Genomic DNA, 17,645 nt, shown 5'->3' on the forward strand with positions numbered 1-17,645 from the left:
AGCAGCGATGAGCTCGACCGCCGACCGCGAGATCGTCATCTCCCGCGTCATCGGTGCCCCCCGGGAGCTGGTCTTCGAGGCGTTCACCGAGGTGGGGCACCTGTCACGGTGGTGGGGACCGGAGGGCTTCACCACCACCACGCGGTCCTTCGAGTTCCGCGTCGGCGGGGAGTGGGACTTCGTGATGCACGGGCCGGACGGGACGGACTACACCGAGTGGATCTCCTGGACCGAGATCGCCCCGCCGGAGCGGATCGCGCTGCTGCACGGTGAGTCGCGCGACGACCCGAACGCGTTCGAGTCGGTGCTGACTTTCGCGCCGGACGGTGCGGCGACCCGGATCGTGATGCGCACGGTGTTCCCCACCAAGGAACTGCGTGACGAGGCGGTCGAGAAGTACCACGCGATCGAGGGAGGCCAGCAGACCCTGAACAGCCTGGCGGCCTACGTCACCGACCTCGCGCGGAAGGAGGTAGAGGGCTGATGGCCGGGAAGGTGTTCTTCAGCGTGTCGATGTCGCTGGACGGCTTCATCGCGCCCGAGTCCCCCGAGGAACTGATGGGGCGCCAGTGGATGGAACTGCAGCAGTGGATCTTCCCGCAGCGCTTCTTCCGGGAGAATCTGAAGCTCGGCGAGGGCGGCGAGGAAGGGCGCGACAACGACATCGTGCGGGAGACGTTCGAACGCACCGGTGCGAGCGTGATGGGCAAGCGGATGTTCGACGCGGGCGAGAAGATGTGGCCGGAGGAGGCGCCCTTCCACACCCCGGTCCTCGTCGTGACACACGAGAAGCGTGACCCGTGGGAGCGGCCGGGCGGCACCACGTTCCACTTCGTCAACGACGGCATCGAACACGCCCTCGACCAGGCGCGCGAGGCCGCCGGCGACCGCGACGTCCGCATCGCCGGCGGCGGCGCGACGATCCTGGAGCACCTGAACGCCGGCCTGGTCGACGAGTTCTCGATCGCTCTCTCACCCGTGCTGTTCGGCTCCGGAATCCGCCTGTTCGACGGCGTGGACGCGTCCAGGGTCGCGCTGGAGCCGGTCCGTTCGGAGTCCTCGTCGCGGGTGACGCACCTGACCTACGCCGTGCGCCCACGCTAGACGCACGGTGGCGGCGACTCCGTGGTCGGCCGGTAGGTCAGGACCGCGTTCGGGATCACCGGGCTGGCCGCGTCCACGGTGAACCGGAGCCGGTCATCGGCGGTGAGTCGCATGGTGCCACGCAGGGAGTTGACGCTACCTCGGGAGAAGGGCTCACCAGGCGGGTCCGCCACTGGACGTTCCAGTTTCCACGTCCGGCCGTCGAAGGTCGCGTAGTTGGGGCCGCAGTGCGCGTAGAGGTCGTGGGCCACGCCGGGATCGGCGTTGGTGGAACTGGTACCGGCCGGCGGTTCGGCAGGCGCTGCCCCGTCCTGATCTTGTACGCACGCGGACAGCGTCAGCGTTGTCACCGCGACGAGCGTGGCGGTCGATCGCCGGAGCTTCATTGTCTTGTCCTCCGAAAACGGGGATGGCGTTTCGAGGACGGAATGACCGGCGGTTCGGGTTGCCCGCTAGGTACGGATCGCCGCCAGCTGGGTGGCCTGGGCGACGAGGTTTCCCTTGGCGTCCCAGACCTGTGCGGTCTCGTCCATGCGGCCCGCGGTGATGTCGGTGGCGTGCATGGTGACGCGCAGCGGCCCGGGCGCGGGAACGCGGCGCAGGTAGGCGGTGAGCGTGATCGTCGGGGCCCAGCCCGGTACACCCAGGACGAGGGAAACGGGCGGGACCATGTCGAGGGCGACCAGCACGCTCAGCGGATCCCAGTCGGAGCCGTCGACCAGGCGGAGCCAGCCGCCGACGCGGCCGTCGGTCGCCGGCTTGCCGACCGCGAAGCCCATGGCGGCCGGATCGAGGCGGTGCTCGACGACGTCGAGAAGGGGGACGGAGAAATCGGAGCCGGGCGGGGTCGACGGCAACAGGAAGCAGTCGGCCTCGTCGGGCAGGGGCGGCGGGGTCGCGTTGGTCCACCACGGGTCGACCTCCTCGAGGCCGCCCTGGGTGATCAGCGCTTCCGCGCAGACGTCGCCGTCCTGGGCCAGACGGGCGCGGAACTGGTCGAAGCGACGGCCGTTGCGCAGGAGTTCCACCGACACCGTTGCCTTCCCCGGCACGGGCGGCCGCAGGAACACGGCGCTGATCGCGTTGAGGTGCGGATGGTCGGACGCGGCCGCGACGGCCCGGCCGAGAACCGCCATCAGGTAGCCGCCGTGGAGCTTGTCTCCCACGGCCCACTGCGGGTCGAGGTCCGCCTCGAACGCGTCGCCGCGGGGAAGCACCGCCGTGGCTTCGGCGAAGGTCTGCATGCGGTCAGGTTGACATTGTCAAGTTAACGGTGTCAAGGTGATCTCGTGCAGGCACGACGGACGAGGGCACGACGGGGCGAGGGTGGACGGTTGCGGGAGGAGCTCCTCGACGCCGCCGAACGGCTGCTGGTCGAGGGCGGCAGCGACGACGCGCTGACGCTGCGTGCGGTAGCCGCGGCGGCGGGCGTCTCGACACCGTCGGTGTACCTGCACTTCGCCGACCGGGAGGCGCTGCTCGAGGCGGTGTGCATCCGGGTGTGGGGCGAGCTGGAGTCCCTGTTCCACGAGGCTCGCGGCGACGACCCCTTCCAGTCGATCGGCCGGTTCGCCCGCGCCTACGCGAGGTTCGGCATCGACCATCCCGTGCAGTACCGGGTACTGCTGATGCGCCCCGCCATCCACGAGAACAAGGCCGCCGCGTCCTGCTTCCGCCTCATGACCGAGGCGATCTCAGCGTCTGTCCACACTGGCCTGTTGCACGGCGACCCCAGAACACTCGCCCTCCAGCTGTGGTCGGCCGTACACGGCGCCGTCTCGCTGATCATCGCCCAGCCGCACCTGCCGTGGCCGGCGGACCTGGACCAGTTCGTCGACGGTGTCGTGCGCATGGCCGGCCTCGGCGCCGCCGTGCAAACCCGGGTCCCCCAACTGTCCTCCAGCGCCGAACTCAAAGCGGTCTTCGACGCCCTCTGACGGGCCGGCCCCGGTCTCGCGCGGGTGTAGCAGGATTCGCCTCGTGACACGGAGAGTCTTCTGGTCCCTCGTCGTCGGCCTCACCTGTTTTCTGGTCGCGGTCCTCGGAGGCCTGGCGTTCGTTCCCCAACTGCTGTATCCGCACCTGACGGATGCTGAACTGCACGCAGTACCCAGCACAGAAACCCGCATCCAGCTGCAACAGGCTCAAGGGCAGCTCCAGAACAACGCACGCTCCACCATTCTGCAGGCCGTTGCCGGCCTACTGGTCATCGCCGGTGCCGTCGCCACATGGCGCCAGGTGCAGGTCAACCGCGAAGGTCAGATCACCGAGCGGTTCACCCGCGCCATCGAGCAGATCGGCAGCGAGAACGTCGACATCCGCCTCGGCGCCATCTACGCGTTGGAGCGCATCTCCCGAAACTCTCCGACAGACCGCCACACGATCCAGTTCATGCTGGCGGCGTTTGTGCGCAACCACGCTGCATGGCACGTCGGTGCACCCAACGGACCAGAACACCCCACAGCTACCGTCGAGGAACGCGCATGGCTACAAATCCTTGCCCCAGATGTTCAAGCCGCTGTCGGCGTCCTGGCTCGACGATTACCCGCGCCGGTTACCCGGGGGGAGTCACCGACCGAAACGAGGCTCTACCTGTCCCGGGTCGACCTCCGCGGAATGCAGCTGTACCGAGGTCGCCAGTTGGTCAACACGCAGTTCCGCTACGCCAATCTGGCACGCTCCTGGCTGGAGGGAACAATATTCGACCACAGTGACCTGAAGTCAGCCGACTTGCGCAGGTGCCGCCTCCAACAAACCAGCTTCGTCGAAGCCAGCTTGATCGGAGCTTATCTGAGCGGCGCGAACCTACGAGGCGCTGATCTCCGAAAGGCAGACCTCCGCGGCGCGGACCTCAGTGACGCCGAGTTGGACGGAGCACGACTGGAAGGCGCGGTGGCTGACGCCACTACCACCTGGCCAGCCGATTTTGACCTCGAGCGGATCGAACTCGCGGGAGTTCGCCTCATACGTCCGAAGTGACGCGCCCGACTGTGGGGTAGCGCAGCAGGACGAGCCACCCTCGATCATTCGATGCTGCCGTGCCCCGATGATCACGAGGTCGTCGACGTGGTGGCGGCGAGCGGAGGAGCGCTCGGTTCCGGTCTCTGTGGCACATGCCGGGGACGAGGACGAACGCTGATCGAACCGATCGGTGCCATCACCGTCCCTTGACACCTGACCCACGTCATTCATACATTTGCGATCAATTTGTATGAATGACGAGGGAGTTGGTCGGCGATGAAGCTGGGCAGGACTGCCGTCGTCCTTGGTGGGAGTGCCGCTGGTCTCTGCGCGGCCGGGGCGCTCGCCCCGTACTTCAGCCAGGTGTTGGTGCTGGAACGTGACGAGCTCCCGGAGGAGGCCGAGCACCGGCGTGGCGTGCCGCAGAGCAAGCACCCCCATTTCCTGTTGAACTCGGGCCGGCGCGCGATCGGGGCGCTGTTCCCCGGTTTCGAGGACGATCTCGTCGCCGCGGGCGGGTTGCACCTGATGCCGTCGATGGACGCGGCCTACCTCGACGGGGAGGGCTGGTCGGCACGCAAGCGCAGCACGATGACGATGATCTACAGCTCGCGCGTGCTCATCGAGCGGGTGCTGCGCGACAAGGTCCGCGAGCTGGCCAACGTGACCATTCGCGAGCGTGTCACGGTGACCGGCCTGACCACGCGCGCCGGTGAGGTGACCGGGGTCGACCTCGCCGGCGACGAGCATCTCGACGCCGACTTCGTGGTGGACGCGATGGGGCGTGGCTCGTCGGTCGGTAGCTGGCTGATGGCGGCGGGCTGGCCCGAGCTGGAAGTGCAGACCCTGGACGCCAAGGTCACCTACACCTCACGCTGGTACGAGCTGCCCTCGGAGCGACCGCCGTCCTGGTGGTGGCAGCACATCGTGGTCATGCCGACGCGGGACAAGGGCGAGCATCCCGCCGAGCACGAGTTCCTGGTGAACTTCTTCCCGATCGAGGGCAACCGGGTCATCGCCTGCATGGGCTCGTGGGGGCTGGACATGCCGCGCACCGACGACACGTTCGTCGAGTCGGCCCGCCGGGTGCGGACACCGCTGTTCGCGGCCGCGATGGAGCGGTGCACCCCCACCTCGGAGGTCCACCTGACACGGTCGACCGGCAACACGTGGCGGCGCTACGACCGGTGGGCGACGCCGCCCAAGGGCCTGGTCTTCGTCGGCGACTCGATCTGCGCGTTCAACCCGTTCTACGCCCAGGGCATCAGTTCCGCGTCGAGCTCGGCGCTGCTGCTGCGCGAGCACCTCTCCCGCGCCGCGCACCTCGACGCGGCGTTCTCCGCCCGATTCCTTACGGCACAACGCAAACTACTCGGCGTGCCGTGGCGCCTGGCGATGGCACGGGACCAGGCCTACGCGTGTGCGGTGGGCACCGAGAAGCCGGCCGAGTGGCGCCGCCGGATCCTCGCGGCCGTGTCCGATCCCGCGTTCAGCTTCATCGTCGGCGCCGCCCGCGAGGACCCGGTGATCGACGAGCACTTCGCCAAGGTGTTCAACCTCGACGAGTCGCTGGGCGACATGCTGGGCAACCCCGGTGTGCTCGCACGGCTCGTGCGCCACGGCATCCGTGCCACGTTGGGTCGGCACCGGGTTCCCTTCGGGTTCGACCCTCGTGCCGAACCGCCGGCAACGGACTACTCACCGGCGACGGCGGCCGTCCGATGAATGTGGACTGCGGGTCCGGCGCGGAGGCTGTCACCCGCGACCTCGGCTTCGACTGCCACGACGTCTCCCCCGTTGTCTCGTTCCGCTTCCCGTGGGAGCTGGCCAACTGGACGATGCCGCTGCTCGAACTGATCATCATCGGCGGCGCGGTCTTCGCGCTGGTACACGCGATCCGCCGCTACCGCGCGGGGGATCCGACCAACCTGGCGCTGTGGTTCGCTTCGCTGGTCTACCTCTTCGTGACCGAGCCGCCGCTGTACTTCCCGGAATGGTTCGGTCTCGACGAGCTGTACGGGTTCATCTTCGCCCACAACCAGTTCACCGTGCAGTTCATGTGGGACCGGTTGCCGCTCTACATCGTGGCGTTCTACCCGGCGTTCAGCCAGCTCGCCTACGAGCTGGTGCGGTCGCTCGGGATCTTCGCCCGCCGCGGCGCGGCGATCGGGTCGGTGGCCGTCGCCTTCACCTGCCAGGTGTTCTACGAGGTCTTCGACCACATAGGACCCCAGCTGAAGTGGTGGGCCTGGAACATGGACAACGACATCGTCAACCACCCCGCGATGGCGTCGGTGCCGATGAACAGCATGCTGTTGTTCGCCTCGATTTCGATGGGCGCCATGACCTACCTGGTCGTACGCCTGACCAGACGGTGGTCGCTCGTGCCGAGCATCCTGGTGGCCGGAGTGCTGACGCCACCGAGCATGGCGATCGCCGGCATCCCCTCCAGCTTCTTCAAGGGGAACCCCACGGCGCAGGCCTGGGTCCTCGGCGTCGAGCTGGGCCTGCTCTGGGTCGCGGGCCTCTGGATCCTCCTGTCGCGTGCCACGGACCGCGAGCCCTTGTCGGCCTTCGTACGGTTCTACCCGGCCGTCTACCTGGGTGGGATGGCGGTCATCTGGCTCAGCGCACTGCCGGCGTACCTCGCCGCCGACGACGGTGTCACCAGCGACGGCACCCCGATCGGCAGCGGGCCCTACGCACTCGCGTGCTTTGTCGGTGCCGGCCTGTCGCTCGCCGCGCTCTACCGGCGTCGAACGGCCCCTGCGACCGTCTGACGTGCCGCGTTCGGGAAGACTAACCACATGGGTTACCACGGATGGCAGGGCAACCCGCCCGGCACCGAGAACGAGGCGCGCCGCCGGATCGTCGAGGCGGCGACGGCGTGCATCGACCGGCTCGGGCTCGCCAAGACCAGCCTCTCCGACATCGCCACCGAGGCCGGGGTGACCAGGCAGACCGTCTACCGCTACTTCCCGAGCCTGGCGGACATCCTGACCGCGGTCGCCGTGGCCGGGGCCGAGGAGTTCGCCGAGCGGATGGAGAACCACCTGGCCACGTTCGGCAGCGCGGAGGAAGCCGCCGTGGAGTCCGTGGTGTTCGCCGTTCGCGCCGTCCCCGAGGAGCCCTACCTGGGCCTTCTCCTCCAGGCCGGCGAAACCGACTCCTTCACCGCGGGAGTCACCTCTCCCCTGTCCTTCTCCCTCGGCGCCCGGATCCTCGGCAACCTGCCGGTCGACTGGTCCGCCGTCGGCGTCAGAACCGACGCCGACCTGGAAGGACTCGCCGAGATCCTCATGCGACTGTTCATGTCGTTCCTGCAGTACCCCTCGACCCCACCACTCACCGACGACGAGCTGCGGGCCCTCGTCCGCCGGTGGATCGGCCCAGCACTGCGCGCCTGACCGCGCCGCTCCTCAGCGGGTGCATTGCACTGAGGCTTCCGACGACTTATAGTCGCACATCATATATGACGTATGATACGCGATGGAGTGTTGCGCAGTGACCACCCTCAGCCCCGGTTCGTTGCCCTCGCGGACGGCGCACGTGCTCGAGGCCATCAAGGCGGGCATCCTCAACGGGCAGTTCAAGCCCGGCGCCGCACTGGTCGAGAACGACCTGGCCGGGCAGTACGGCGTGTCGAAGACGCCGGTGCGGGAGGCGCTCAAGACCCTGGAGAGCTCGGGGTTGGTCGTCATCCGCCCGTACACCGGCACGACGGTCCGTGAGCTGACCGAGCAGGACGCCCTCGCGATCTACGACATGCGGCTGCTGCTCGAACCGGAAGCACTGAAGCGCAGCGTGGCAGCAGGCAGCGACTTCGCCGCGGCGGAGGAGGCACTGAGGCGAGCCGCTCTGGCCGAGGACGCGTCCACCCGCAGCACGGCCAACCGCGACTTCCACCGCGGCCTCTACGCCGGGTGCGGCAACCCGCTGCTGACGAGCACCCTCGACGCGCTCCGGGACCAGACCGCGCTGGTCTCCGCCTCGTCGTGGGCCCGCGAAGCCTCCTGGGAGGAGGAGGCCGCCGAACACGCGGCTGTCCTGGCCCAGGTCCGTGCCGGCAACGGCGCGGAGGCCGCCGACCTGCTCCGCCGCCACATCGACGGCTTCGTCACCAGACACCTGAGGAGGAACACGCACTGACACGAGATGCGGCCCGTTCTCCGCCAAGATCCCGGGCCGCAGCTCTTCAGATCCACGCTCCTTGCCCGGAGCGCCACCGTCACCCCCACCAGGAGCAACGATGCCCCAGTCTAACGCGCCCACGATCTCGCCAGCGTCGCCGGAAAACATCGTCAAACGCAGCCGGTTACGGTGGACGGTCGTGGGATTCTCGGCCCTCGGGCTGACGATCGCCTACCTCGACCGCGCCGCCCTGTCCGTCGCCGTGCCGTTCATGTCCGAGGAGTTCCACATCAGCCCCGCCGTCAAAGGGGTGCTGCTCTCCGCCTTCTTCTGGACCTACGCGCTGTTCCAGATCCCGTCCGGCTGGCTGCTGGACCGCTTCGGGCCGCGCGTGATCTATCCGATCGCCGTCGGCTGGTGGTCGATCTGGACCGCGCTGACCGCCGCCGCGCACGGCGTCGGTTCCGTCATCGTGTTCCGGCTCGGGCTCGGCGTCGGTGAGGCGCCCGTGCAACCGGCGAACGTCAAGGTCGTGTCGCGGTGGTTCCCGCGGCGGGAACGCGCGTTCGCGTCCAGCCTGTTCGACATGGGCCAGCAGATCGGCACGGCACTGTCGGTGCCGATCGTGACCGCGCTCGCCGTCTGGGGCGGGTGGCGGCTGGCGTTCCTGGTGATCGGCGCCGCCGGGGTGCTGTGGATCCTCGGCTGGCTCGCGGTCTACCGCGACCCGGAGGTCCACCCGAGGGTCTCCCCCGCCGAGCTGGCGCACATCCGGTCCGACCAGGGCGAGATGGTGGCCGCCACCGACCGGGTGTCGTGGCGGGATCTGTTGCGGGACAACCAGGTGTGGGCGCTGACGGTCGGCTACGTGTTCCGCTCGCTCGCCGGCGCGTTCTTCCTGACCTGGTACCCCAGCTATCTGCTCGAGGACCGCGGCTTCACCGAGGAACAGTTCGGCATGGTCGGCGCGATCCCGGCGCTGATCTCGATCGGCTCGACCATTCTCGGCGGCGTCGTGTCGGACCGCATGCTCCGCAGCGGGATGTCCACGAACCTGGCCCGCAAGGTCCCGATCGTGACCGGCCTCGGTGTGTCCGCGTGCATCGGTTTCGCGCCGTTCATCGAGAGCAACCTCGTGCTGATGATCGTCCTGACCGTCAGCAGCGCGGCCCATTCCTTCGCGGGCGCCGCGATCCTGAGCCTGCCGGCCGAGGTCGCCCCGTCCCCGGGCAGCGTCGGCCTGTTCGCCGGGTTCCAGAACTTCGGCTCGCAGCTCGGCAACCTGACCAGCCCCATCGTGATCGGCCTCTTCCTCACCTTCGGCAGCGGCTCCTACGTCGGCCCGCTGGTCGGCGCGGCGGCCTGCTGCCTGATCAGCGCGTCGATCTACCTGTTCTGGGTGCGGATCAAGCCCGTCACCCCGGCCGTCGAAGCGGAAAGGACCCTTGAGTGAACCTGGTCGAGCGGCTCAGCACCGTCATCGGCATCCCGGTCGTGCCCTACCGTGAGGACGGCGAGGTCGACCACGACCGGGCCGCCGCCCTCGCGGGCAGGCTCGTCGACAACGGGATCACCGCGCTGACCCCGAACGGCAACACCGGCGAGTTCTACGCGCTGACCGCCGACGAGCGCCGCGCGGTGCTCACCACCGTCGTGTCGGCCCGCGGCGCCGAAACGACGATCGTCGCCGGGGTCGGGTTCGACATACCGACGGCGGTCGCCGACGCCCGCTTCGCCCGCGACGCCGGCGCGGACGCGGTCATGATCCACCAGCCGGTGCTGCCGTACGTGGCTCCGGACGGGTGGGTCGAGTACAACGCGGCGATCGCGGCCGCCGTACCGGACATCGGTGTGCTGCCCTATCTCAGCAACCCTGCGGTGTCCGGCACGCACATCGCGCGCCTGGTGGAGCGGGCGCCGAACGTGGTGGGGCTCAAGTACTCCGTGCCGGACCCGGTCGTGTTCGCGACGACACAAGCGCATGCCGGCGACGGTCTACTGTGGATCGCCGGGCTGGCGGAGTCCTACGCGCCGGCCTACTGGCAGGCCGGCGCCCGAGCGTTCACGTCCGGTCTGGTGAACCTGGCGCCCTCGGTGTCGCTGCGCCTGCTCACGGCGCTGCGCGCGGGCGACTACGAGGAGGCCGCGGTGGTGTGGCGGCAGATCCGGCACTTCGAGGAGCTGCGGGCACGGGACCGCGCCGCCAACAACGTGTCGGCCGTGAAGGAGGCGATGCACCAACTGGGCCTGTGCCGCCGCGACGTCCGCCCGCCGAGCCATGTGCTGCCGAAGGACCTGGCGGACGAGGTGACCGAGGCGATCAAGCCGTGGCGGGAGCTCGTGCCATGAAGATCATGTCGTTGGAGACGTTCCGTCAGCGGGTGGGCGACCGGCCGCGCGTGCTCGTCAAGATCACGACCGACGAGGGCGTCGCCGGCTGGTCCGAGGTGTACAACCACGGGCCGGACCTCGCCTACCCTCCGCTGCTCTCCTACCTCTTCGAGCAGATCCAGGGCATGGATCCGTTGCGTCCCACGGCGATCAACCAGTTCCTGCTGCAGTCCAGCCGGTTCCCGCAGGGCGCGCTCGGGCTGGCCGCCATCGCCGCGATCGACCTCGCGCTGTGGGACATCGCCGGCAAGGCTCTCGGCGTGCCGGTCTACCGGTTGCTGGGTGGCGCGGTCCGGGACCGGGTTCGGGTCTACGCGGGGCTGTACTCGGCGCCGGACGTCGCGGAACTGCGGGACACTACGTCCGCACTGCACGATCGGTACGGGTTCACCGCGTTCAAGCTGAGCCCGTACCGGCGCGACCCGAACCGGACGCGGTTCGGGCTCGTTGCCCGCGCGATCGGCGAGTACTTCGGGGATGTCCGCCACAGCCACCCCGAGGAGTTCGAGTTCGCGTTCGACGCCCACGCCTGCCTGTGGGAGCCGCGCCAGGCCGTCGAGCTCGGCGCGGCACTCGCGCCGAACGAGCCGCTGTTCCTCGAGGAGCCGATCCGGCCGGAGCACGTGCCAGCGTGGGCACGGATCCGGTCGGAACTGGCCGTGCCGCTGGCGACCGGCGAGTGCCTGTACTCGCCGCAGGAGTTCCTCGCCCTGCTCACCGCAGGCGGCGCGGACATCGTGCAACCCGACATCTGCGTCGTCGGCGGGCTGACCCAGCTGGTCAGGATCGCCGCGATCGCGGACGCGCACTACGTCCCGGTCACGCCGCACAACCCGCTCGGCCCGCTCGCGACCGCCGCGAACGTGCACTTCGCCGCGGCCACGACGAACTTCGGCCTCCTGGAGTACAAAGTCGACGACGTGTCGTGGTGCCAGGACCCCTACCTGCCGGTGGACGGTCACCTCGACCTGCGGCCGGACCGGCCCGGCTGGGGCGTCGAGGTGGACGAGTCCGCCCTGACGACCGACGACTGGGTGTCGTGGACCCGGCGGGTCCCGGTCCGCCCGGACGGTTCGACCGCATGGATGTGATCGTCGCCGGCAGGCGGTTGGTCCCGTCAGGGGCGCCACCGGTATGAGCACTGCCAGTGTTGGTAGCCGACCATCGGCGTCACCGAGTCTGTCGAACCGGGACCCGCCGAGTCGTCGACGGTCATGTAGTAGTAGGTGTTCGGGGTGAGGTGCGTTGTCACGGACGGGCGGCCGTTCTTGTCCTTGCACGCGGCCGGGTCGTCCTTCTGCGGGTAGCTCTCCGGGCAGACACCGCACGGGGGGAGCGTGATCTCGTGTGCGGTCGGGCCGGCGACGAGGATGGTCACCGGCCTGCTGCTGTCGTTGTAGAACGTCACCGGGATCGAGCCGGGGTCGTTGCCGCCGAGCGGAGGCGGCACCGGCAACGGCACCCCCGATGCCATGGAGACCTTCGCCGCGATCACGGCCGAGCTGGCCTGCGGGACGCCCGGGTCGTTCGGGTACGCCGTGAGGAACGTCTCGATCGTCTCGATCGCCTGCGGGGCCAGGTTCTCCCTGGCCTGGCTCAGCCCGCACTCGTACAGCGACCGCGCCCGGTAGGCGTTCGCCTCGGCCACCACCTGCTCCCCCGCGCCCGCCGGTTCGAGCCCGGCGAAGTACGTGAGCACCTCCAGCGAGTCGCAGAACTTGCCCTCCGCGTAAGGCGTCGTGGCCGCCGCGAACACGTCCGTGATCGCCCGCGGTGCTTTCTTCGCGGCCTCGGTGTCGCCGAAGTCCTTACGCAGCATCAGAAGCGTGTCCACGGAGACCTGCGCGTCGTTCGACGTCACCGGCGGCTGCCAGTTCGTGGCCTTCGCGAAGTGGGTGTCGGCGAGGTTGGTGTGCACGTACTTCGTCAGCACGCTGTCCGGGTGGATCTTGCCGAAGTCGTTGTACAGGGTGATCGCCGACTCGTGGTCGTCACGCTTCTGCGCGGCGACGGCCTGCTCGTAGGCGGCGCATTCCGTCAGCCGGGTCTGCGCGTGGAGGACCTCGGGGCTCAGCGTCAGCTCGAACGGACCGGTCACCTTCTCGAACGCGCTCGTCGCGGTCGCGCAGTCACCGTCCTCCTGCGCGGCGACACCGTCGTCGTACACGGCCCCGCCCGCGATGCCGTACCCGACGTAGCCAGCGACCATGACCGCGACCGCGGCCGCACCGGCGAGGACCGGTGTGCGTTGGGACGCACCGGGTGCCCGCCGGGAGGCGAGGAACGCCGCGTGCAGGCCGAGAACGACCAGCCAGCCCACGATGACCCCGCGCCACAGCCAGGGCTGGGCGGCGGCGGGGCTCAGGAACGCGAAGGTGACCAGTGCGGCCGTGAACACCGGCGTGGCGACAAGGAGGCCTCGGTTGCGCAGGTACGCGTAGCCGAGGCCGAGCCCGGTGAGGTTGAGCAGCAAGGCGCCGGCGACCGACTTCGGTGGGCCGGGCGGCGTCGGCGGAGGTGTTGGCGCGTAGGAGATCGCCGGTTGGACGGTCGGTTCGTAGGCGACGACCGGAATGATCGCGACCGGAGGTTCGGGGGTCGGTTCGAGCGGGTCGTCGCCGAACCCCTGTTGGATGTCAGGTCTCTCCGGTGTGTCCATGTGTTTCCCCCAGGTGAGTGTCGAGAAGCAAAGGAAACCACACGCGTGATCTCGACCGCGCGCGCATTCGGCCGTTCGATAGCATCTGGTTCGTGGAAAACGGAACGCCGGACCTTCGCCTGGCGGGTGTGGACGTGGAGCGGCCGAGCGTGGCGCGCGTGTACGACTACTACCTCGGTGGTAACGCGAACTGGGCGATCGACAGGGAGTTCGGCGCGCGGGTACTGCAGAAGTTCCCCCTCCTGCGGAACATCGCCATCGCCAACCGCCTCTACCTCAACCGGCTGGTGCGGCACCTGACGAAGCTGGGCATCCGCCAGTTCCTCGACGTCGGCGCCGGCATGCCGACCGTCGGCAACACCCACCAGATCGCCGACGAACTGGCCGTCGACCTCGGCCGGACACCCGACGCCCATGTCGTCTACGTCGACAACGAACCGATCGCGGTGGCCCACGCCGAGATCCTTCTCGAGAACGAAGGCAACACCGACCGGCACGGCGTGATCCACGCCGACCTACGAGAACCAGGAGACCTGTGGCGACGCGCCATGGCCACCGGTCTGCTCGACCCCGACGAGCCGATCGCCCTCCTGCTGATCGCCGTCCTGCACGTCCACCAGCCCGGTCCCGACGGCGTCACCGACATCGGCCCGAAGTCGGTCGCGCGCCTGCGCGACCGACTGCCCGTCGGCTCTTACCTGGGCATGTCACACATCACCGACGAGGGCGTCCCACCGGACGTCGGCGAGAACCTCGTCGAACTCAAGCGGATGTACGACACCTCGAGCAGCAGCAACGCCATCTGGCGCTCACACAAGGACATCGAGGCCATGCTCGGTGACTTCGAGGTCCTCGAACCGGGCTGGACCTGGCTCACCGAGTGGCATCCGGAGGAAACCGGGCCCACGGTCCGGCCGATCGCCTTTCCCACACCGAACCATGCCGTTGGCTGGGCGGGCGTGGGCAGGAAGCCGGCCTGACAAGCGCCGGCCAATCGCACGGCCGGGGTCCCGCCACGACAAAGCGGGGCCCCGGCTCACACTGTGCGGTCTACTTCGTCAGTGCGTACGCGTGGATGATCGTTGCCTTTGCCGAGTTGCCGTCGGCGTCGGACACCGATGAGCGCAGTGACGCGAACTCAGCGTTCGCCGGGTGGATGACCTCCGCTCTCCACTGGCCGTGGTGTCGGGTGAGGCGAACCTTCTGCCAGGTCTTGCCGTCGTCGTAGGAGATCTCGACGACCGGCGTGTTCACCCGGCCCGGGTCCTCGGCGCCGTTGCGCCGCACGTGGACCGGGAAGCTGAACCTCTTCCCCGCCTTCGCCGCGTTGTGGTCGTCCAGATCCGGGGCGAACCGCACGGCCAGGGCCGGGATCGGTGTCGGGGCGTTGCCGGGCGTGGACGCCGAGCGGAACGTCCACTCCGCGTCGACCCGAGTGGACAGTGGGCCGGGCATGGCGGTCGTCGACCGTGCCGTGTAGGTGGCCTCGTCGCGCGGCAGCATGGCCCAGATCCAGCCGGGGTAGGTGCCCTTCGTGAAGGGCTGGCCGTTCCGGAGGAGTTCCCACGTGCCCGTCATGGACTCGGAAGTCCCACCGCGGGAAGGGTTCTGGTCGCTGCGCAGGCCTGGGTCGAGCAGGAGTTCGTCACCGGTCCTCGCGAAGCGCTCCCCTGGCGGGTAAGGCGGTCCGAACTGGCTGATGCGATAGGACAGAAAGCCCGGCCCGAAAACCCCTACGTTCCAACGCTCCCGGTAGGTCCGACCGGCGTCGTAGGACCTGGGCAGCCAAGTTTCGTTGACCACGCCGCTGGGTTGCCATTCGTTCCAGTCGGTCGCCTCCGCGAACTTCGGGAGCCACTCGCTGCCGGGCGTGTAGTACTCGGTCATGGTGTGTGGCAGTGGCATGGTGAGGATGTCGTCCCGGATGCCGATCTTGCCCGGTGTCGCCACCGCGTAGGTCGAGTTGACCTTCGTGAGTTGCCGGTCGGTGACGTGGTGGGTCAGATCGGTTGGCACACCACCGCTTTTGTCGGCGTGTTCCAGGTTGTACAGGTACGGGCTGGCATGGAACCCGGGCTCCTGGCCGGTGCCGTCCGGTTTGGCGAGCTGGGCGGCCATGGTGAAGGTGAAGTCACCGGGCGCGGTCGTGCGCGACGGGCTGTACAGACGTCGGTTGGCGCCCGTGGTGTCGAGGAAGATGCTGCCGGTCAGCCCGAACTCCGTTTCCATCAAGGCTTTGACCGCCACCATGACGGTCTTCGCCTCCGGCCGGTCGACGGTGAACCCGAGCTTCACGCCGTTCCTGGCGTCGAACGTGTGCTTGGCCGGACCGTCCACCACGAACGCGGGTTCGTTGAAGTCGGTCGACGGCCACCGCTCGTCGGTCTCCGTCTGTGCCCAGGCGTCGAAGAAGTACGTGCCCTTCGGCACCCGTGCGACGACCGTCCCCGACTCGTCCCAGGCGTGGATCGCGACGGGGACGTCCTGGGGCACCAACCGGAACCCGTACCACGGGGTGGGTTTCCCTTCGTGGCCCAGGAAGGTGAACTCCACGTCATAGCTCTCGACCTCACGGTTCACGGCGGCCGCGGTCCGCACGGTGGCGTCGCCGTGGGTCGCGACCACCGCGCCGGTGTAGTCGCCGTCGGCACCGTTCACCCGGGTGTCGGCGGTCAGGGTGGCCGACGCCGTCCCGCCGGCCGGCACGGTGACCTGGGCCGGGGACACGGTGAACATGCCGGCGGGCGCCGGCTTCCCGTCCGGGCCGGTCATCTCGGCGGCCAGGTCCATGGTCACCGGGCCGGTGCCGCTGTTGGCATAGGTGACGGTCTTCGCGATTGGTTGGTCGTCGCCGTGCGGCCACTGGACGGTGCCCAGGTTCAGGCTCGCCGGCGATGCCGACACGGTCGCATCGACCGCGGCGGCGACGTCGACCCGGCCAGCGCCCTGCTCGAACGCGGTCCGGTCGGGGTTCGCCTTCGCGCTGGACACGAGCGTGGACTTGAGCAGCTCCGGGGTCCAGTGCGGGTGCTGCCCGGCGAGGATCGCCGCGGCGCCCGCCACGTGCGGAGTCGCCATCGAGGTGCCGGACAGCATCACGTAGCCGTCCTCGACCGGGGTACCGATCCAGCCGTTCGTGGCCTTCGCGGCCGTGATGTCCACCCCCGGCGCGGTGATGTCTGGCTTGATCGCGCCGTCGCCCGGACGGGGCCCGCGACTGGAGAACTCGGCCAGCTCGTCGTTCCGGTCGACCGCGCCGACGGTGAGCGCCGCGTCGGCCGCCGCGGGGCTGCCGATCGACCCCGCGTACGGGCCCGCGTTGCCGGCGGCCACGACGAACAGTGTGCCCGTCTCGGCGGTCAACCTGTTGAGCGCCAACGACACCGGATCCGTGCCGTCGCTCGGCTGCGAGCTGCCGATGCTCATGTTGACCACGTCGGCGCCGTTCGCGGCCGCCCATTCCATGCCGGCGATGACCCACGACTCGAAGCCGAGGCCGGCGTCGTGGATCACCTTGCCGTTCAACAGGTTCGCGTCCGGCGCGGCACCCTTGTACTTCGCGCCGCCACCGGTGATCGTCGACGCGACGTGCGTGCCGTGGCCGACGGCGTCGTCGGTGCCGCTCGGGCTCTCGGTGAAGTCCTGGGCGGCGGTCACCGCCTTGTCCAGGTCGGGGTGCGTGCTGTCGATGCCGGAGTCGAGAACGGCGACCGTGGCGCCGGCGCCGGTGTGCCCGGCGGCCCACGCCTCCGGCGCGCCGATCTGCGGCACGCTCTGGTCCAGGCTCGGTTTCACCGGGCCGTCCAGCCAGATCTTCGTCGCCGAGTCACGTGCCGAGGTCCAGAAATCAGGGCTCTTCTCGGCGATCGTCGCGACCGCGCCCACCGCGGGCAGCTCCCGGACCGCCCGCGCGCCGGCCGCCTTCGGGGTGGCGCCCGGATAGTCGACGATCAGCGGCAGGTCCTTGCGGTCGGCGTCGGAGTATCCGGACCTGGCCAGCTCACTGACGTCGAACAGGCGCGGGTCCAGCCGACCGGAGACCACCAGCGGCGCGGCGTCCTCCGGGATGACGGTGATGTCACCGTCGACGTCGAGCGTCGCGCGGAAACCAATGTGCTCACGGCCTCTCGCCGCGGTGACGTCGACCATCCTGGGGCCGCCGATCGTGACCACGTCGCCGGTCACGAGCGTGACGGTGGCGGACGGGCCCGGTTTCGGCGTGGGCATGGCCGCCAACGCCACGGGACCGCCGGCCGACACAACCGTGCCCACGGTCGCCACGGCGAACAAGCCCGCGACCGTCGCGCGGACTCTTCGGTGGATCATTCACTCTCCCTGAGTCACACGGCGGCACCTCACCGGCCACCGCTTGATCCACTCGACTAAGTCGCCAGAGCCC

At 69.2% G+C, this 17,645-nt stretch carries 16 protein-coding genes; 12 read left to right on the plus strand and 4 right to left on the minus strand.

What is annotated here, in order from left to right; genetic code table 11:
• Positions 1-484: SRPBCC family protein (locus VF106_RS07425; protein WP_330838836.1), on the plus strand; the 484-nt coding region annotated here is incomplete at its 5' end.
• Entirely contained in the window at positions 484-1,104 is a 621-nt protein-coding gene (locus VF106_RS07430; protein ID WP_330838837.1) for a dihydrofolate reductase family protein, read from the plus strand. The genes VF106_RS07425 and VF106_RS07430, both read left to right, overlap by 1 nt.
• Here the strand turns inward: VF106_RS07430 and VF106_RS07435 are convergent.
• Together VF106_RS07435 and VF106_RS07440 are read right to left on the minus strand one after the other, a co-directional pair.
• Positions 1,101-1,490, minus strand: coding sequence for a hypothetical protein (locus tag VF106_RS07435; protein ID WP_330838838.1), 390 nt, complete (start codon positions 1,488-1,490; stop codon positions 1,101-1,103). The genes VF106_RS07430 and VF106_RS07435 overlap by 4 nt on opposite strands.
• 66 nt (positions 1,491-1,556) lie before the next feature.
• Positions 1,557-2,348, minus strand: coding sequence for a thioesterase family protein (locus VF106_RS07440; RefSeq protein ID WP_330838839.1), 792 nt, complete (start codon positions 2,346-2,348; stop codon positions 1,557-1,559).
• A 45-nt stretch (positions 2,349-2,393) separates the two neighbouring features.
• Between VF106_RS07440 and VF106_RS07445 the strand changes: the two genes are divergently transcribed.
• The 9 genes from VF106_RS07445 (at position 2,394) to VF106_RS07485 (ending at position 11,678) form a co-directional block, all read left to right on the plus strand.
• Positions 2,394-3,041, plus strand: coding sequence for a TetR/AcrR family transcriptional regulator (locus VF106_RS07445; protein WP_330838840.1), 648 nt, complete (start codon positions 2,394-2,396; stop codon positions 3,039-3,041).
• 43 nt (positions 3,042-3,084) lie between these two features.
• Complete coding sequence (locus VF106_RS07450) at positions 3,085-4,083, plus strand: pentapeptide repeat-containing protein (RefSeq protein ID WP_330838841.1); 999 nt, start codon at positions 3,085-3,087, stop codon at positions 4,081-4,083.
• A 258-nt stretch (positions 4,084-4,341) separates the two neighbouring features.
• Positions 4,342-5,790, plus strand: coding sequence for an NAD(P)/FAD-dependent oxidoreductase (locus VF106_RS07455; RefSeq protein WP_330838842.1), 1,449 nt, complete (start codon positions 4,342-4,344; stop codon positions 5,788-5,790).
• Positions 5,787-6,845: a hypothetical protein gene (locus VF106_RS07460; RefSeq protein ID WP_330838843.1), complete on the plus strand. Its 1,059-nt coding sequence runs from the start codon at positions 5,787-5,789 to the stop codon at positions 6,843-6,845. The genes VF106_RS07455 and VF106_RS07460 overlap by 4 nt, the downstream gene beginning before the upstream one ends.
• Before the next feature lie 27 nt (positions 6,846-6,872).
• Positions 6,873-7,472 (plus strand): TetR/AcrR family transcriptional regulator, encoded by a 600-nt coding sequence (locus VF106_RS07465; RefSeq protein WP_330838844.1) that lies wholly within the window; start codon positions 6,873-6,875, stop codon positions 7,470-7,472.
• 97 nt (positions 7,473-7,569) lie between these two features.
• Entirely contained in the window at positions 7,570-8,214 is a 645-nt protein-coding gene (locus tag VF106_RS07470; protein WP_330838845.1) for a GntR family transcriptional regulator, read from the plus strand.
• Between the two features lie 181 nt (positions 8,215-8,395).
• Entirely contained in the window at positions 8,396-9,649 is a 1,254-nt protein-coding gene (locus tag VF106_RS07475; protein WP_330838846.1) for an MFS transporter, read from the plus strand.
• Complete coding sequence (locus VF106_RS07480; protein ID WP_330838847.1) at positions 9,646-10,545, plus strand: dihydrodipicolinate synthase family protein; 900 nt, start codon at positions 9,646-9,648, stop codon at positions 10,543-10,545. Before VF106_RS07475 ends, VF106_RS07480 begins: the two co-directional genes overlap by 4 nt.
• On the plus strand, positions 10,542-11,678 hold the full coding sequence (locus VF106_RS07485; protein WP_330838848.1) for a mandelate racemase/muconate lactonizing enzyme family protein: 1,137 nt from the start codon (positions 10,542-10,544) through the stop codon (positions 11,676-11,678). Before VF106_RS07480 ends, VF106_RS07485 begins: the two co-directional genes overlap by 4 nt.
• 26 nt (positions 11,679-11,704) lie before the next feature.
• On the opposite strand, the gene VF106_RS07490 is transcribed toward VF106_RS07485, so the two are convergent.
• A complete protein-coding gene (locus VF106_RS07490; protein WP_330838849.1) occupies positions 11,705-13,246 on the minus strand; it encodes an outer membrane protein assembly factor BamD in 1,542 nt (513 codons plus the stop codon).
• Between the two features lie 92 nt (positions 13,247-13,338).
• On the opposite strand from VF106_RS07490, the gene VF106_RS07495 reads away from it, so the two are divergent.
• Entirely contained in the window at positions 13,339-14,226 is an 888-nt protein-coding gene (locus VF106_RS07495; protein ID WP_330838850.1) for an SAM-dependent methyltransferase, read from the plus strand.
• 70 nt (positions 14,227-14,296) lie between these two features.
• On the opposite strand, the gene VF106_RS07500 is transcribed toward VF106_RS07495, so the two are convergent.
• A complete protein-coding gene (locus VF106_RS07500; protein WP_330838851.1) occupies positions 14,297-17,572 on the minus strand; it encodes a S8 family serine peptidase in 3,276 nt (1,091 codons plus the stop codon).
• Positions 17,573-17,645 lie beyond the last annotated feature (73 nt).

The sequence above is a fragment of the Actinophytocola sp. genome (assembly GCF_036378875.1).
Classification (GTDB): Bacteria; Actinomycetota; Actinomycetes; order Mycobacteriales; family Pseudonocardiaceae; genus Actinophytocola.

What these genes read in the sequence shown, in the direction of transcription:
- VF106_RS07465 (WP_330838844.1), top strand. Translation starts at nt 6,873, where the DNA reads ATGGGTTACCACGGATGGCAGGGCAACCCGCCCGGCACCGAGAACGAG.
- VF106_RS07485 (WP_330838848.1), top strand. Translation starts at nt 10,542, where the DNA reads ATGAAGATCATGTCGTTGGAGACGTTCCGTCAGCGGGTGGGCGACCGG.
- VF106_RS07500 (WP_330838851.1), bottom strand. Translation starts at nt 17,572, where the DNA reads ATGATCCACCGAAGAGTCCGCGCGACGGTCGCGGGCTTGTTCGCCGTG.
- VF106_RS07435 (WP_330838838.1), bottom strand. Translation starts at nt 1,490, where the DNA reads ATGAAGCTCCGGCGATCGACCGCCACGCTCGTCGCGGTGACAACGCTG.
- VF106_RS07490 (WP_330838849.1), bottom strand. Translation starts at nt 13,246, where the DNA reads ATGGACACACCGGAGAGACCTGACATCCAACAGGGGTTCGGCGACGAC.
- VF106_RS07455 (WP_330838842.1), top strand. Translation starts at nt 4,342, where the DNA reads ATGAAGCTGGGCAGGACTGCCGTCGTCCTTGGTGGGAGTGCCGCTGGT.
- VF106_RS07440 (WP_330838839.1), bottom strand. Translation starts at nt 2,348, where the DNA reads ATGCAGACCTTCGCCGAAGCCACGGCGGTGCTTCCCCGCGGCGACGCG.
- VF106_RS07460 (WP_330838843.1), top strand. Translation starts at nt 5,787, where the DNA reads ATGAATGTGGACTGCGGGTCCGGCGCGGAGGCTGTCACCCGCGACCTC.
- VF106_RS07430 (WP_330838837.1), top strand. Translation starts at nt 484, where the DNA reads ATGGCCGGGAAGGTGTTCTTCAGCGTGTCGATGTCGCTGGACGGCTTC.